Origin of the sequence: Mycobacterium sp. PDNC021 (assembly GCF_048282635.1) — a bacterium.
GTDB classification, from domain to species: Bacteria; Actinomycetota; Actinomycetes; order Mycobacteriales; family Mycobacteriaceae; genus Mycobacterium; species Mycobacterium llatzerense.
In genome coordinates, this window is record NZ_CP182502.1 from 833,050 (window position 1) to 848,402 (window position 15,353).

Consider the following 15,353-nt stretch of genomic DNA (forward strand, 5'->3'; position numbering starts at 1 on the left):
GGAACCCGTTGTGGCGCCAGCAAACTCGGCGCCCCGCCGAGTGGGGGACCTACCGGGCGTCGGAGCTGTCGGCCAAGAGCCTGGTCAGCTCATCGTCGGCACGTCGCTCGACGAGGAGCGGTACGAAGTCCCGAATCGTGCTGCCGGCGAACTGCTCGCGCGCGCCGTCGATGACGGTAGTCACGCGAGCCGGAGGCAGGTCCGCAAACTTGGCCGTCAGGCGGCTCTCGATTTCGTTGAATACCTGTTCTTCAGTCTTGGCGGACACGCCGTCGATCCTTCTCGGCGGCGTTGACAGCTGTCAACGCAGATGGGGTGACGTGTAGGCGAACTAACAACTACGGGTGTCGTGTGAGCCGCAGGAAATGTCGACGGTGCTCCTACGGTTGTGAAGGGCGGCGGGCCGTTGGGTCCCGCCCTTCACCTGACGAGAGGCTCGCCCATGTCCGGCATCCCGGAGTCCCGACCACCCTTCCCGCCGTTCGACGAAGTGTCGGCGCTGACGAAGGTGCAAGCGGCCGAGGATGCGTGGAACACCCGTAATCCCGAGCTGGTGGCCACCGCGTACACACCGGACTCGGTATGGCGTAACCGCGACACGTTCGTGACGGGCCGCGCTGCCATCGTGGAGTTCCTGACGGCCAAGTGGGAACGGGAACTCGACTACGTACTCCGCAAGAGCCTGGGGGGTTTCCGGGGGAACCGCATGGCGGTCCGCTTTCAATACGAATGGCACGACGGCGACGGGCAGTGGTGGCGCAGCTACGGCAATGAGCTGTGGGAGTTCGACGACAACGGGCTCATGCGGCGCCGGGAGGCCAGCATCAACGATCTGCAGATCACCGAAGCGGCGCGACGGTGGTTCGGCGTGCGGCCGGAGTCGGAACGCGGTCCGGGGCACGATATTCCGCTGCAATAGCTATCGCTGTCGCAGCGCTCCGATGCCCGCCGCCAACATCCACGGCGCCGCCCTCAGTGTCGACGGTGGGTGGGCGGCAGTCTGACGCAGCGCCGTGGCCGGCCCTCATCTCTGAAGTAGATGTCAGCCATCGAAATCTATCGTTGGACACGATATGCAACAGCGGGTGAGATAGGTGCCGTGCGCCGCGGTGGTGAATCGTGGGCGGCCTACCGAGACGCTCTGGAAGGAACGACGAACCGTGAACGGCTTCAGCAGAAGGCAGTTCGGCTTGATGGCGACGGCAGCGGTCGGTGCCGCGTCGCTGGCGGCCTGTGGGTCGTCGTCCGAGCAGCCGGCGGCCGTGAAGACGACGCCTCCGCCCGCACCGGAGCACAACCTGAATGCGGTCAAGCAGGTTCGCGCCGGCGACCTGAACGTCGGATACGTCGAAGCGGGGCCGGCAGACGGTCGGCCAGTCATCCTCCTGCACGGCTGGCCCTACGACATCCACAGCTACGCAGACGTTTCCGCGCTCCTGGCGGATCAGGGCTTCCGAGTGATCGTGCCGTATCTGCGCGGCTTCGGATCGACCCGCTTCCTGGCAGATACGACGGTCCGGAACGGGCAGCAAGCCGCGCTGGCCGCGGATGTCATTGCCCTGATGGACGCGCTGAACATCCCGCGGGCGATCCTCGGCGGCTTCGACTGGGGCGGGCGGTCGGCGAATGCCGTTGCCGCGCTGTGGCCGCAGCGGGTCGCCGGTCTGGTTGCGGTCAGCGGGTACATCGTGGTCAATCGCGCGGCCAACCTGCAGCCGCTGGAGCCGCAGGCCGAGCTGGGGTGGTGGTACCAGTACTACTTCGCCACGCCGCGCGGTGAACTCGGCTACCGCAAGAACACCAAGGAGTTCAATCGCCTGATCTGGGAGAAGGCCTCACCGCTGTGGCACTTCACCGACGCGACCTACGGACTGAGCGCCGGGTCGTTCGACAACCCGGACCACGTCGCCATCGTGATCCACAACTACCGCTGGCGGCTCAGCCTGGCAGAGGGTGAAAGTCGTTACGACGCAGACGAACAACGCCTGCAGACCAAACCGCTGATCCATGTCCCCGCCATCACCATCGGAAGCGACTTCGACGGTGCGGCGAAAGACGGCGCGGGATATCGCTCGATGTACACCGCGGCGTACGAGCACCGTGTCCTCGACGGCATCGGTCACAACGTGCCGCAGGAGGCGCCCACGCAATTCGCGAACGCCATCATCGACGTCAGCCGGATGTAGTTCGGCGGGCGGCTACTTCGTCAGGCTCCGGCTGATCACCAGGCGCTGAATCTGGTTGGTGCCCTCGAAGATCTGCATGATCTTGGCTTCGCGCATGAAGCGCTCCACGCGGTAATCGCGGGTGTAGCCGGCACCGCCGAATACCTGGACCGCGTCAGTGGTGACCTTCATGGCAGCGTCGGTGGCGACCAGTTTGGCCACCGAGGCGTTGCGCGAGTACGGCAGCCCAGCATCGCGCCGTCGGGCGGCATCCAGGTAGGCGGCCCGTGCAGAGTCAACTGCCGCAGCCATGTCGGCGAGCAGGAAGCCGAGGCCCTGGTGATCGATGATCTTGCGGCCGAACGTCGTTCGTTCCTGGGCATAGGCCACCGCCTGATCCAGCGCGGACTGGGCCAGGCCGACGGCGACCGCGGCGACACCGAGTCGGCCGGAATCGAGCGCGCTGAACGCGATCGGCAGGCCCTGGCCTTCGGCGCCGATCAGGCGCTCGGCGGGCAGGAAAGCGTCGTCGTAGTGCGCGGAGGTGGTGGGCACCGCGTGCAGGCCCATCTTCTCCTCAGGCCGGCCGAAGGACAGTCCTGGCGTGTCCTTCGGCACCAGGAAGCACGAGATGCCTTGGGAGCCTTCGCCGGTGCGGGCGAACAGGGTGTAGAAGTCGGCCAAGCCGCCGTGCGTGATCCATGCTTTCGAACCGGTGACGCGGTAGCCGTCGTCGGACGAAACAGCCTTGCAGGCCAGCGCCGCGGCGTCGGAACCGGCCTGCGGTTCGGACAGGCTGTAGGCGCCGACCAAGGTGCCGCTCAGCATCTCCGGCAGCCAACGCTGCCGCTGCTCGTCGGTACCGAACGTCATCAGCGGATGGCACGACAGGCTGTGCACGCTGACCGCGATGGCCACCGAAGCCCACCGCGCCGCGAGCTCCTCGAGCACCTGGAGGTAGACCTCGTAGGGCTGGCCTCCGCCGCCCCACTCCTCGGGGTACGGCAGGCTCAGCAGCCCGGCCTCGCCCAGTGTGGGGAACACCCCGTCGGGGTACGTCTCGTCCTTCTCGTGCTGGTCGACGATGGGATCCAGCACCTTGTCGGCGATGTCGCGGGTGAGTTCGATGAGCGCGTGGGCTTCGTCGTTGGGCAAGAGGCGATCAACAGGCACCGGATACTCCACTAATACGTCAGACAGTACTGAATTACTTCACACAGTACTATTTGAGTAGTACTGAGTAAAGGGTCCGCAGTACTATGCCGTTGTGAGCGCGCGCACGTCCCCGGCATTCGGCACCCGCCGCCGCACCGAGCTGTTCGACGCCCTGATCACGCTGTTCCTCGACGAGGGATTCGCACACCTCACGCTCGACGACATCGCCGGGCGGCTGCGGTGCTCGAAGTCGACGCTGTACACCCTGGCCGGCAGCAAGGAACAGTTGGTCAGCGCCGCGACCGTGCAGTTCTTTCGCCAGGCGACCGACGAGGTGGAGCGACTCGTGGCCGGAGTCGATGGCGCCCGGGCCCGGATCACGGCCTATCTGTCGGCGGTCGGGACGGTGCTGGACGCCGCGTCCGACCAGTTCATGGCGGACCTCGACGCCTTCGCCCCAGCTCGCAGCGTCTACGAGAAGAACACCCAGATCGCCGCCGGCCGGGTGCAGGAGATGATCGCCGAAGGCGTCGAGAGCGGCGAATTCCGCGATGTCCATGCGGCTTTCGCCGCAGACCTGGCGTCGACCATGATGGTGCGCATCCAGCAGCGCCGGGTCCGCGAGAGTACCGGACTCGACGATGCCAGCGCGTATCGCGAGCTGGCCGCGATTCTCACGGCGGGGATCAATGCCTGACGCGTCGGATTCAGCGTCACTGCCCGACAACTGGTTGATTGCAACTCGATAAGCACGGCCCAATAGCCCCATCAAGATCAGTAGCCTCGTGCGGTGGACCGCAGAACCGCTCTCAAGGTGCCGCTGCTGCTGGCAGCGGGTTCTGCCATGGCCGGATTCTCCGGACCGGCACTGGCGTCTGCGGCCGGGGCCCGCTGGACGCCCGAGCGGGCCAACAGTTGGTACCAGGGGCAGGGCTGGCTGGTCGGGGGGAACTACATCACCTCCACCGCGGTCAATCAGTTGGAGATGTTCCAGTCGGGTACCTATGACCCCGGTCGGATCAACGCCGAGCTGGGTGCCGCCCGCTGGTTCGGGTTCAACACCGTCCGCGTCTTCCTGCACGATCTGCTGTGGGCGCAGGACCCGCAGGGCTTCTCGCAGCGGTTGACGCAATTCGTCAGTATCGCCTCGAGCAACGGCATCAAGCCGCTGTTCGTGTTCTTCGACTCGTGCTGGGACCCGCATCCCAAACTCGGCGTGCAGCGGGCCCCGACACCGGGCGTCCACAACTCGGGATGGGTGCAGAGCCCGGGCGCCGACCGGATCGGTGATCCGAATTACCGTGCCGTACTGCAGAACTACGTCACCGGTGTGCTGAACCTGTTCCGCAACGACAACCGCGTGCTCGGCTGGGATCTGTGGAACGAGCCCGACAACCCGGCCGCGGTCTATCGCAAGGTCGAGCGCAGCGACAAGATGAAACTCGTCGCCGACCTGCTACCGCAGGTGTTCGCATGGGCGCGAGCCGTCGACCCCGTGCAGCCGCTGACAAGTGGTGTGTGGCAAGGCAGTTGGGCCAACCCTGCGCAGCGCAGCGCCATCGCGTCGATCCAGCTGGACAACTCGGACATCATCTCGTTCCACAGCTACGCCAAGCCGGCCGACTTCTCGGCCCGGATCGATGAGCTCGCGCCGATGGGCCGGCCCATCCTGTGCACCGAGTACCTGGCTCGCAATCAGGGCAGCACCGTCGAGGGCATTCTGCCAATTGCCAAGCAGCGCAACGTCGGTGCGTACAGCTGGGGGCTCGTGGCAGGCAAGACCCAGACCTACTTCCCCTGGGATTCGTGGGATCACCCGTACCCATCGGAGCCCAAGACCTGGTTCAGCGACCTGCTCTACCCCAACGGGCGGGCTTTCCGCGACAGTGAGGTACTCACCGTCCGCAAGCTGACCGGAGTGCCCGGCCAGACTTAGCGACCCTCTGGCGGTTTCGGCGTGATTTGTAGCGACAAACGCTACGGATCACGCCGAAATCACTGGTCAGTGCGCCAGTAGCAGGATCAGCTGGGCCTGCAGCTCACCGAACAGGAAACCGAGGGTGGCGCCGAGCACGACGACGATCCACTCGTCATCCTTGAACGCCGGCCGCAGCAGGTTCTCGAAGGACAGGGAATCCAGCAGCATCATCTTGGTCACCATGACGTTCTCCAGATCGAGGCGATCCCGCATGTATCCCTCGATGTAGGTGGACGTTTCAGGCAGTTTGTCGATGATCGAATCGGTGATCTGCTTCTTCATGTCCACGTACTGGCGGCCGCCGACGGACTTGATGATCTTGCCGGTGAAGCCCATCTGGGTGTCGATGGTCGCGCTGATCTCGGTGGAGATCATGTCGAAGAACCGGTCCGACGACGGGCCGTTCAGCATGCTTTCCATGATGGCCTGGGGCGTGAAGATCTCCCGGGCCATGAGCGCCGCGTAGCCCTCGACGACCTGCGCGCGCTCGCGCTGGAAGACGCCCTGCCATTTGATGCCGAGGAAGACGTTCTTGCGCTCCAGCGGACGGAAGATCATCTGCAGCGCAACGTAGTCGGTGAGACCACCGGTCAGCAGGCCGAACAACGGCAGCGACCAGTGCCAGTTGGTGATGCCGAACACCACGGCCTGAACCAGACCGATCAGGAAGCCGAAGAGCAGGCCGGACATGATGAGGAACTTGAACGCCGGCTTGCCGATGTCCTGGAACACCGTGTTGAGCGTGACCTTGTCGCGCACCAGGTTGGTGACGACCATGTGCTTGATGTCGAAGATCTGGTCGACCTGGCCGCGCAGCTTGTCGAACATCGCGGCCATGGCCGTCGGGATGCGCTTCTCGACGTTCTTGACGACGACGTCCTTGAGCTGGTCGGGCGTAGCGCGCCAGACCTGCGGCTGGAACGACATCATGATGGTGTCGACCATCTCCGCCGAGGTCTGCCGCAGTGGTTCGGCGAGTTCCTTGACCAGCTCGTTCGGATCGATCTTGTCGAACATCTCCTCGGGTTTGAGAATCTCCGAGGTCAGCGAATCCACCGCTACCGCAGCCATTTTCGGCGCGCGCTTGGGGATCTGGCCCTGCCAGCCGAGGTACGGCGGGATGCCCTTGAACTCGACGGGATAGAACATCATCTTCAGGGCCATGATCTTGGTGATCCAGCCGACGAACGCCGCGCCCAACGGGATGGTGACGTACACCCACCAGGGGTAGGCGAACGCGTTCGCCATGAGATTCTCCACCTGGCTGTCTCCCATCAGTCGCGTCCAGCGAGTAGCTGGACTACGTTAACCGGCGACTACGTGCGAGAAGACTAACGGGCACGTCAGATCCGCAACGCGGGATCGCGTATTTTGTTAACCCCGTTCGAACCGCCTGATAATTCGGTATTGCGTGCGGAAACTGCGCACAGAAACAGTCCGCTGCCTCGCCGCGGAGTGCGGCGAAACAGCGGACGATTTCGCGGCGTGGCCTAGAGGTCGAAGACCGTCGACCCGTTTGCGGTGGAGTAGTCGATGTAGATCCGGTTGTGCAGGAACGGCATTGCACCGGTGTTCATCAACTCGGCGTTGTAGGCGTCGGAGGTCACCACCGGTGTGTACGACGATGTGGTCTTGTACGAGTACAGCAGCGTGCCGTTGCTGTCGTACACCGAGATGACGGTGCCGATGGGCACCGAGGCGCCCATGATCGTCGACGGCAGGGTGCCGGTGACGCCGCCGGAGTCGATCAGCAGGTTGATCGGCGTCTTCGACCCGTTGTTGATGCTGACGGAACCGATCACGTTCGGCGAACCCGACGTGGTGACGCGCGCCGGCAGCGGGTTGGGGCCGAAGGTGAGCGTCTTGGCGGCCTCGTCGATGTAGATGCCGTTCTTCAGTGCGCCGGGCAGGCCGGTGGTGACCAGTCCTGGGCCGGGGCCCACCGCGTTGGTGCCGACACCCAGGACACCCACGACGCCGTTGTTCTTCAGGAAGTTGGCGAACGCGGCCTGCTGCGTCGGGTCGGTGATGACGTCGACCGAGACGGGCGCCGTCACGATGCCGCTCCCGAAGTTCACCGTGGTGTTGTAGGTGTTGTAGTTGTAGGTCAGGCCGCCGCTGTAGGCGCCGGTGCCGGTACCCACCGAGTTGCCGAGGCCGGTCTGGCCGACGTTCTTGGCGTTGACCACCAGGCCGGACGATCCGGTGTCCACCAGCACCTTGATGCTCGGCCCGCCGTTCACCGAGATGGTGACGATCGGCTCGACGCCCGCGTACATGGACAGCGGGACCGAGGCGTAGATGCGGGCGTTGGTGGTGGCGTCGACGATGACGGCCTTGATGTCGCGATTCGCGGCCCAGTAACGCGCGGTCTTCAGCGCGGTCACGGCCTTGCCGACCAGCGCCTCGTTGGTCTTCAGTGCACTCAGGTTCGTCGTGGTCGGGTTCGCCGCGTAGGCGTCCATCAGGGTCTGCTGGTTCGCCTGGTACGTCGTGAGGTAGGTGGCCGCCATCCGCAACTCGTAGCGCGAGTACCCGTTGACCCAACTGGTGCCGAGGAGGGTGCGCGCCTGCGCGATCTCCGTCAGCGCGGTGTTGATGTACTCGTCCGCGGTAACGGTCTGGCCCGGTTGCCACGTCTCGGTGGGCGCCGGTGTGAGAGTTGCTGCGGCACTGGTCTTTTCCGTGGTGGTGGCCAGTGCGGGTGTGATGCCCAGCAGCCTGCTCACGGTCTTGGTCGTGCCAACCACGGCCCCGGCCAGGGACTCCTCGGTGGTCAGGGTGGCGGCGCCGAGTGCCTGGCCGACGGCGGCGAGCACCGAGAGCAGTCCGGAGACGTTGGCGGGAATGGTCGGCGCCGCGACGCTGCTCAACGCCTTGGTGTTGGGAATCGAAGTGATTGTGGCCGAAGGTGTTTCGGCTGCGGCGACGGTGACGTGCGGGGTGCTGGGTGCTGTCGCTTCCGGTGCCGACGCGGCGGCCGGCGTCACCGAGCTCGGCGCGTCCTTGGCAGCGGTGTCCGTGGTCGGCTTCACCGCGGCCGCGGTCTTCAGCGGATTCTTCGTCGACGGGTTGTTGGCTACCGCCTGGGCGGCGGCCGACGGCAGCTTCGCGACAGTCCCGGCGTTCGGGGCGGTCGTCGACCGGCCGTTGTTCTCGGCCTTCGTGCGGCGATTGCGTGCCGGCTTCGCATCGTTATCGGAATCCGCGGACGCGTCAGCCGAAGCCTCGGTGTCCGAGGCGGCTTTGGTGTCCGGCGCCGCCTTGGGGGCCGACGCGTCGGCAGCGGCAGCGGCGTCCTTCTTCTTGTTCTTGGTGTTCTTCTGCGCGGGTGGCTTCTTGGGCTGCGCCGGAGTCGACGAGGACGAGGCGGACTCGGAGTCGGCTGATGGGGTGGCGCTCGCGACCGCCGCGCTTCCCAGCAGTGCCGCGCTGACGCCGACGGCAGCTACACCTGTGCCCAGCCACGTCGATACCGCCAACTTTTTGGGCTGCGAACGGCGGTGCGCACCAGGCATTTCGGGTCCTCCATAGTCACATCGCGCGGCCATCAGACCCCGGCAGATCACCCGCTGCTGCGGTATTACCGCATAGCAGTGTGGCTGACCGGCATCGAGCCGCAGTACAGACAGAAAATTAACAGTTGTGAACGACTGTCGCAGCGCTTCTGGCAAAGAATTTTGGCAGATGCGTCAATACGCGGACTGCGGGCGAAGTCGCGTTTCTGTCGCCGGTAGAGGCCGCCGCCTCACACCTCTGCCATTCGGAGGGTGAAGCAAGTCGGGCAAACCGACCATGGCTACTATCCCCAGGCGTTAATTTGAGTTGGACAGCGCTCGCGCGCGGGCTTGTTGGCACATCCAAAGGGGCGGTCATGGCTGGGCATTTCGGCAATCTCGGGTGGCGGGCAGTGCACCGGGTGCTGACAGTGTTGATTCCGCTCGCGGTGGTCTGCGCGTATGCGGCGCAGTTGGTGCAACCGGTAGCCCACACCGCGGTGACGCCGACGGCGGAGATCGTCTCGGCGCCGTCGACCATCGGGATGGCTGACTCCAGCCTGTACGGGATGTCGCAGCAAGATATCGACACCACGCTTGACATGTTGCAAGCCATGGGTGTGCAGGACGTTCGTGTGTACATCCCGTGGGTGTACACGCAGCCGTTGCCGAACCAGTACAACTGGGCGCCGATCGACGACATCATGAACGCGGCAAAGGCCCGCAACATGGGTGTCCTCGCGATGGTGAACAGCACCCCGGTCTGGGCCGGGATCGACGGCAACTTTCCGGGCGCAAAGACGCCCGACCCCGTCGCCTACGCGAACTTCATGACCCAGGTTGCCACCCGGTACGGCAAGACCATCTCGGCCTACGAGGTGTGGAACGAGGTCAACTGCGTCTGCTTCTACGACCCGGTTTCGCCGGCCAGCTATGCCCAACTGCTGCAGGCCGCTTACCCGGCCATCAAAGCCGCCGACCCCGCGGCGACGGTCATCGCCGCCGGTCTTGGCAGCGTTTTCAGTTTCGGTGGGACGACGATGAACCCCGTGGACTACGTCGCGCAGATGTACGCCGCGGGCGCCAAAGGCTATTTCGATGCGATGGCCTTCCACCCGTACCAGGAGACGTTGAAGTTCTCCGACGGACAGGGCGAAGTCCTAACGCCGTACACCCAGATTCAGGCCATCCACGATCTCATGGTGGTGTTCGGCGACGGGGCAAAGAAGATCTGGATCACCGAGTACGGAGTCCCGACCGATCACGTCAGTGAACAGACGCAGGCCGAGTACATCAAGGACCTCATCGAGACCTGGCAGACGATGTCCTTCGGCGGGCCGCTGTTCATCTACACCACACGTGACGACCAGCCCGGCAGCGGCAAGTTTGGCGTCTTCTATGCGGACTGGATCCCCAAGCAAGCCGCCTTCGTCATCGCGCAAGAGATCCTGCGGCTGAACGGCGTCGGGGGCGTCGAGGGCATCGCGGCTCGGGTACTGGCCGCGGTGCGACTGGCGATCGGCGCGGTCGTGGACGTGGCCGTCAACATTGGACAAGCAGTGGTGAAAGTCGTCGATGCTGCCTGGAATGCGTTTGTCGACGTCGCGAAGGCGGTAACGCAAGCGGTGGTCAACACGGTCAAATGGGTGGCCAACGCAGTTGTCCAAGGTGTGAAATGGGTGGCCAATACAGCGGTCAACGTGACGAAGGCCGTGGTCGCGGGGATCTCGAATGTGATCCAGAAGATCGGCGACATCATCCGGCCGCCGGCATCGTCCGCGGCAGTGCAGCCGACGGCGGCGTTGAAGGCGGTGGCGGCGATGAAAGAGGTTGCGGCGGAACTGGACTCGCCGAAGGCCACCGCTGCCACCAAGCCGGAGTCCGCGGCCGCCCAGGCTGACCTCAAGGTTGCGCAGGGCAAGGGAACCGGGGTGAAGGACGCCGGCAGTCAGGACGCGGTGAAGCCACCGACCGCGGAACCTGCCAAGGAACCGGCGAAGGAACCGGCGACCGAGCCTGAGGTGAAGCCCGCGGACGCGAAGAGTCCGGCGAGCGGGGAATCTGAGGCGAAGACGCCTGACGTCAAGGGCGCGGTGAAGCCGGAGTCCGAGGGCAAAAAGCATGCGGATCAAAAGGATTCGAACGACCCGACGTCTGAAGCGCCGAAGGGCGACAAGGGCACGAAGCCCGGCCAGCACAAGGGCGGCGACGACAAGGCGGCGAACAGCGCGGCGTCCGGCGACAGCCCGAAAGGCAAGACGCCGAAGACACCGAAGACACCGAAGTCGCCGGCGAAGTCCAAGCCAAAGCCGGCGAGGACTGCGGCGGCGGCGGGCGAAACTGCGCAGAGCGCCAAAGCCGACCAGAACTGAGCTGCGACGGGGCCACACGCAGTAGGTTTTGGCTCAGGGCGATTCAATCCGGGTGAACCGAAGCAATTGCGTTGAGTCGACCTGCATCTTCGGTTATTGACGACGTCCTATGCGACTTCTTTTGCGTTGACAGCAAACTGGTGCCTTCCTAACGTCCGGGCCAAGCTCGACGAAAAATGGCACTGGGAGGCAGCTTGTGGCGCAAACGCTTCAGTCGTCTCCGCGCGCCTCCGCGGCCTGGGCGCGTCCCGCTGTGGCGGTCGGCGATTTCATCGTCCTGACCGGCGAGACGTTCGCCGCGATGCTGCGTCCGCCATATGCCTGGCGTGAGCTGATCGAGCAGATCTGGTTCGTTGCCAGGGTTTCCGTCGTCCCGACGGTCGTGCTGTCGATTCCTTACACGGTGCTGATCGTCTTCACGCTCAACATCGTGCTGATCGAGGTCGGCGCCGGCGACCTGTCCGGTGCCGGCGCTGCGCTGGCCTCGGTGACGCAGGTGGGGCCGGTGGTCACCGCGATCGTCGTGGCAGGTGCCGGTTCGACCGCGATGTGTGCCGACCTGGGTGCCCGGACCATCCGGGAAGAGATCGACGCCATGAAAGTCATTGGCGTCAACCCGATTCCGGCGCTGGTCGTGCCGCGCGTCCTCGCCGCAACGTTCGTCGCGGCGATGCTCTATTCGATGGTCGCCGTCGTCGGGCTGGCCGGCAGCTACTTCTTCGTCGTCTATATCCAGCACGTGACGCCGGGCGCGTTCATCGCGGGGATGACCCTGCTGACCGGCCTGCCCCAGGTGATCGTCTCCCTGGTCAAGGCGTTGCTGTTCGGTCTGTCGGCCGGACTGATCGCCTGCTACAAGGGGCTTTCGGTCGGTGGCGGCCCGACCGCGGTGGGCAACGCGGTCAACGAGACCGTGGTCTTCTCCTTCATGGCGCTGTTCCTGATCAACATTCTGGCAACCGCGTTCGGCGTGAAAGTGGCGCCATGACAACCGATGTGGATGTCGACCGCCCGTCTCAGCTCAGCGAACTGGCGGGCCAGGCGATCGCGGCGACCCGTCGGCTGGGCGAGCAGACGGCCTTCTACGGCAGCGCCCTGGCCGCCACAGGGGACGCCGTCCGGCGGTATCCGGGCGAGGTGCTGCGGCTGATCGCCGTCATGGGTATGGGTACCGGGGCGTTGGCGGTCATCGGCGGCACCGTGGTCATCGTCGGGTTCCTTACCTTGTCCACCGGCGCGTTGATCGCCGTACAGGGCTACAACACCCTGTCCAATGTCGGCATCGAAGCCCTCACCGGCTTTTTGGGTGCCTTCCTCAACGTGCGCTTCATCGCGCCGGCCACCGCGGGGGTGGCGCTCGCCGCCACGATCGGCGCCGGGGCGACGGCCCAGCTCGGCGCCATGCGCATCAACGAGGAAATCGATGCCCTGGAAGTGATGGGCATCCGAGTGGTCACGTACCTGGCGGCGACCCGGATCGTCGCCGGTGTGGTGGCGGTCGTCCCGATCTACACCGTCGCGGTGCTGATGTCGTTCCTGGCCACCCGCTTCGGGACCACGATCATCTACGGCCAATCGCGCGGCGTCTATGACCACTACTTCACGACGTTCCTGCACCCGAATGACCTGGCATGGTCGTTCTTCGAGGCGCTGGCCATGGCCGCCGCGGTGATGGCGGTGCACACCTACTACGGCTTCACCGCCACCGGTGGGCCGGCCGGTGTCGGCGAGGCTGTCGGCCGCGCGGTGCGCACTTCGATCACCGCGGGCGTCTTCATCCTGCTGACCATCACGCTGTCCGTCTACGGACAGTCCGGCAACTTCCACCTGGCGGGCTGAGTCGAATGGCGAAGGGCACTAACGGAACTCGGCGTGAGCAGATCGACCCGATCTGGTGGGCGCCGGTGCTGGTGATCGTGGTCGTTGCGATGACCGCGATGACGTGGCTGCTGTTTTCCGGCTCACTGCGGGGATTCGTGCCGTTGACCCTGGTTTCGGATCGGGCCGGTCTGGTGATGGAAGACGGCGCGAAGGTGAAACTGCGGGGCGTGCAGATCGGCGAAGTGGAATCGATCGGCAGCCGCACCGACACTGCGGGACAAGTACTTTCGACCTTGAAACTGCGGATGGACCCCGGTCCCTTCGCGCAGTTGCCCAGCAACGTCGAAGCGCAGATCAGGTCCAGCACCGCGTTCGGCGCCAAGTACGTGGAACTCAACGTGCCGTCGACCGGTCCCAGCGGAGGCCGCCTTCGGTCAGGTGCGGTGCTGCAGTCACGGAATGTGACTGTCGAGGTCAACACGGTGTTCGAGAACCTGCAGTCGGTGGTCCAGGTGATCGACCCGACGAAGCTCAACTCGGTGCTCTCGGCGGTGGCCGAATCATTGCGCGGTAGAGGCGAGGTCATCGGACAAGCCATCACCGACGCGAACCAGGTACTGCTGGCGGTGAATCCGCGCATGGACACGGTGCGCAGGGACTGGCAGTTGTTCGGCCAGACCGCGCAGGCGTATTCGACTGCGGCGCAGGACATCGTGTCCACCCTGGACTCGTTCTCGACGACCGCCACCACTATTGCCGGTCAGTCGAAAGAACTCGACGGACTCCTGTTGTCCGCCGTCGGATTCTCCCGCTCGGGGATCGATACCATCGGCGCGAACCAGACCAACCTGGTGCTGGCGACGAATCTGCTGAGGCCGACCACCGCGCTGCTCGACAAGTACTCGCCGACCTACACCTGCTTGTTCCAGGGCGCCCAATGGTTCCTGGACCACGGCGGTCGGTATGCCATGGGCGGCAACGGGAAATCGGTGATCATGGATGCCGCGCTGCTGGCCGGTGCCGATCCCTACCGGTTCCCCGACAACCTGCCGGTCGTCAATGCCAGCGGTGGACCGGGCGGCAAGCCGAGCTGCGGTTCGTTGCCCGACGTCAGCAAGAACTTCCCGGTGAAGTATCTGGTGACCGACACCGGTTTCGGTGACGGATTGGATATGCGGCCCAACCCGGGCATCGGATTCCCTGGCTTCGCCAACTACTTCCCGGTGACCAAACCACAACCGGAGCCGCCGCGAATCCGGTACCCCGGTGGCCCGGCGCCAGGGCTGCCAGGGGTTGAGATGGGTGAACCCCAACCCGATTCGGGGTCACCGTGAGAAGCCGCATCCGCGGGACCGTCACCCGCGTCGTGATCTTCACCCTGGTCAGTCTGCTCTTCATGTTCGGCCTGCTGACGGTGTTCGGGCAGTTCCGATTCGATTCACGCGCCACCTACCAGGCGGTGTTCACCAACGTCTCGGGTCTGAAGGGCGGCAACTTCGTTCGCATCGCCGGCGTCGAGGTCGGGAAGGTCAAGAGCCTCGCCCTGCACAAGGATGGCACCGTCACCATCGACTTCGCCGTCGACCGGCAGCTGACGCTGACCGAGGGCACCACGGCGACGATCCGCTACGAGAACCTGATCGGCGACCGCTACCTGTCGCTCGACGAAGGGCCCGGGTCGGTGCGGAAACTCCTTCCGGGCCAGACGATCCCGTTGTCCCGGACCGCGCCGGCCTTGGATGTCGACGCGCTCATCGGAGGCTTCAGACCACTGTTCCGGGCGCTCGATCCGGACCAGGTCAACGCGCTGAGCGGCGAATTGCTTCGGGTGTTCCAGGGCCAGGGCGGCACCATCTCGTCGGTGCTGGCCCAGACCTCGGCGCTGACAACGACATTGGCCGGTCGGGATCAGCTCATCGGTGAGGTCATCACTAACCTCAACACCGTGGTGGGCACCTTCGCCGCCCGCGACACTCAGTTCGCCGACGGCTTGGACAAGCTCTCACAACTCGTCCAGGGCCTGGCCGAACGCAAGTCCGACATCGCCACCGGGGTCGCGAACATCAACGCGGCGACCAGATCGGTGGCAGATTTGCTGACCGCGGCTCGTGAACCCATCAAACAGACTGTGCAACAGACAGATCGGGTGTCGGCGCAGATCATGGCGGACCACGACTACGTCGACGACCTGGTGAAGACGCTGCCCGACGCATACCAGATCCTCTCGCGCAACGGGCTGTACGGCGACTACTTCGGCTTCTACCTCTGCGACGCGCTGCTCAAGCTCAACGGCAAAGGCGGACAACCCGTGTACGTCAAGGTCGCCGGCCAGGATTCCGGGCGGTGCACACCGAAATGACGCGAA

General features: G+C 64.9%; 13 protein-coding genes. 9 read left to right on the forward strand and 4 right to left on the reverse strand.

Annotated elements, in window-relative coordinates:
* Window positions 1–49: 49 nt before the first annotated feature.
* On the reverse strand, window positions 50–268 hold the full coding sequence (locus ACNO8X_RS03855; protein WP_043391743.1) for a three-helix bundle dimerization domain-containing protein: 219 nt from the start codon (window positions 266–268) through the stop codon (window positions 50–52).
* A 183-nt stretch (window positions 269–451) separates the two neighbouring features.
* Between ACNO8X_RS03855 and ACNO8X_RS03860 the strand changes: the two genes are divergently transcribed.
* A complete protein-coding gene (locus ACNO8X_RS03860) occupies window positions 452–919 on the forward strand; it encodes a nuclear transport factor 2 family protein (RefSeq protein ID WP_418005763.1) in 468 nt (155 codons plus the stop codon).
* Between the two features lie 274 nt (window positions 920–1,193).
* Window positions 1,194–2,186: an alpha/beta fold hydrolase gene (locus ACNO8X_RS03865; protein WP_418005764.1), complete on the forward strand. Its 993-nt coding sequence runs from the start codon at window positions 1,194–1,196 to the stop codon at window positions 2,184–2,186.
* A gap of 12 nt (window positions 2,187–2,198) precedes the next feature.
* Here the strand turns inward: ACNO8X_RS03865 and ACNO8X_RS03870 are convergent, their stop codons facing one another.
* Window positions 2,199–3,338: an acyl-CoA dehydrogenase family protein gene (locus tag ACNO8X_RS03870; RefSeq protein ID WP_418004232.1), complete on the reverse strand. Its 1,140-nt coding sequence runs from the start codon at window positions 3,336–3,338 to the stop codon at window positions 2,199–2,201.
* A 94-nt stretch (window positions 3,339–3,432) separates the two neighbouring features.
* Here ACNO8X_RS03870 and ACNO8X_RS03875 point away from each other — a divergent pair, with 94 nt between their 5' ends.
* Both ACNO8X_RS03875 and ACNO8X_RS03880 read left to right on the forward strand, forming a co-directional pair.
* Window positions 3,433–4,017, forward strand: coding sequence for a TetR/AcrR family transcriptional regulator (locus ACNO8X_RS03875; protein ID WP_260935112.1), 585 nt, complete (start codon window positions 3,433–3,435; stop codon window positions 4,015–4,017).
* Window positions 4,018–4,164: 147 nt separating this feature from the next.
* Window positions 4,165–5,256, forward strand: coding sequence for a cellulase family glycosylhydrolase (locus ACNO8X_RS03880; RefSeq protein WP_418005765.1), 1,092 nt, complete (start codon window positions 4,165–4,167; stop codon window positions 5,254–5,256).
* 66 nt (window positions 5,257–5,322) lie between these two features.
* Here the strand turns inward: ACNO8X_RS03880 and ACNO8X_RS03885 are convergent, their stop codons facing one another.
* Together ACNO8X_RS03885 and ACNO8X_RS03890 are read right to left on the reverse strand one after the other, a co-directional pair.
* Entirely contained in the window at window positions 5,323–6,546 is a 1,224-nt protein-coding gene (locus tag ACNO8X_RS03885) for a DUF445 domain-containing protein (RefSeq protein WP_418004233.1), read from the reverse strand.
* 242 nt (window positions 6,547–6,788) lie between these two features.
* Window positions 6,789–8,816 carry a PecA family PE domain-processing aspartic protease gene (locus ACNO8X_RS03890; RefSeq protein ID WP_418004234.1) on the reverse strand — a complete coding sequence of 676 codons (2,028 nt, stop codon included), beginning with the start codon at window positions 8,814–8,816 and terminating at the stop codon, window positions 6,789–6,791.
* A 356-nt stretch (window positions 8,817–9,172) separates the two neighbouring features.
* On the opposite strand from ACNO8X_RS03890, the gene ACNO8X_RS03895 reads away from it, so the two are divergent.
* The 5 genes from ACNO8X_RS03895 to ACNO8X_RS03915 all read left to right on the forward strand — a co-directional run bounded on the left by ACNO8X_RS03895 (window position 9,173) and on the right by ACNO8X_RS03915 (window position 15,347).
* Window positions 9,173–11,167, forward strand: coding sequence for a hypothetical protein (locus ACNO8X_RS03895; RefSeq protein ID WP_418004235.1), 1,995 nt, complete (start codon window positions 9,173–9,175; stop codon window positions 11,165–11,167).
* A 301-nt stretch (window positions 11,168–11,468) separates the two neighbouring features.
* Complete coding sequence (locus tag ACNO8X_RS03900; RefSeq protein WP_234884465.1) at window positions 11,469–12,155, forward strand: MlaE family ABC transporter permease; 687 nt, start codon at window positions 11,469–11,471, stop codon at window positions 12,153–12,155.
* Entirely contained in the window at window positions 12,152–13,006 is an 855-nt protein-coding gene (locus ACNO8X_RS03905) for an ABC transporter permease (protein ID WP_071289102.1), read from the forward strand. The genes ACNO8X_RS03900 and ACNO8X_RS03905 overlap by 4 nt, the downstream gene beginning before the upstream one ends.
* A 5-nt stretch (window positions 13,007–13,011) precedes the next feature.
* Window positions 13,012–14,322: an MCE family protein gene (locus tag ACNO8X_RS03910; RefSeq protein ID WP_418004236.1), complete on the forward strand. Its 1,311-nt coding sequence runs from the start codon at window positions 13,012–13,014 to the stop codon at window positions 14,320–14,322.
* Complete coding sequence (locus tag ACNO8X_RS03915; RefSeq protein ID WP_418004237.1) at window positions 14,319–15,347, forward strand: MCE family protein; 1,029 nt, start codon at window positions 14,319–14,321, stop codon at window positions 15,345–15,347. The genes ACNO8X_RS03910 and ACNO8X_RS03915 overlap by 4 nt, the downstream gene beginning before the upstream one ends.
* Window positions 15,348–15,353: the final 6 nt, after the last annotated feature.

Coding starts and splice junctions, on each gene's coding strand:
- ACNO8X_RS03880 (WP_418005765.1), top strand. CDS start 4,165: ATGGCCGGATTCTCCGGACCGGCACTGGCGTCTGCGGCCGGGGCCCGC.
- ACNO8X_RS03895 (WP_418004235.1), top strand. CDS start 9,173: ATGGCTGGGCATTTCGGCAATCTCGGGTGGCGGGCAGTGCACCGGGTG.
- ACNO8X_RS03910 (WP_418004236.1), top strand. CDS start 13,012: ATGGCGAAGGGCACTAACGGAACTCGGCGTGAGCAGATCGACCCGATC.
- ACNO8X_RS03900 (WP_234884465.1), top strand. CDS start 11,469: ATGCTGCGTCCGCCATATGCCTGGCGTGAGCTGATCGAGCAGATCTGG.
- ACNO8X_RS03905 (WP_071289102.1), top strand. CDS start 12,152: ATGACAACCGATGTGGATGTCGACCGCCCGTCTCAGCTCAGCGAACTG.
- ACNO8X_RS03865 (WP_418005764.1), top strand. CDS start 1,194: ATGGCGACGGCAGCGGTCGGTGCCGCGTCGCTGGCGGCCTGTGGGTCG.
- ACNO8X_RS03890 (WP_418004234.1), bottom strand. CDS start 8,816: ATGCCTGGTGCGCACCGCCGTTCGCAGCCCAAAAAGTTGGCGGTATCG.
- ACNO8X_RS03885 (WP_418004233.1), bottom strand. CDS start 6,546: ATGGCGAACGCGTTCGCCTACCCCTGGTGGGTGTACGTCACCATCCCG.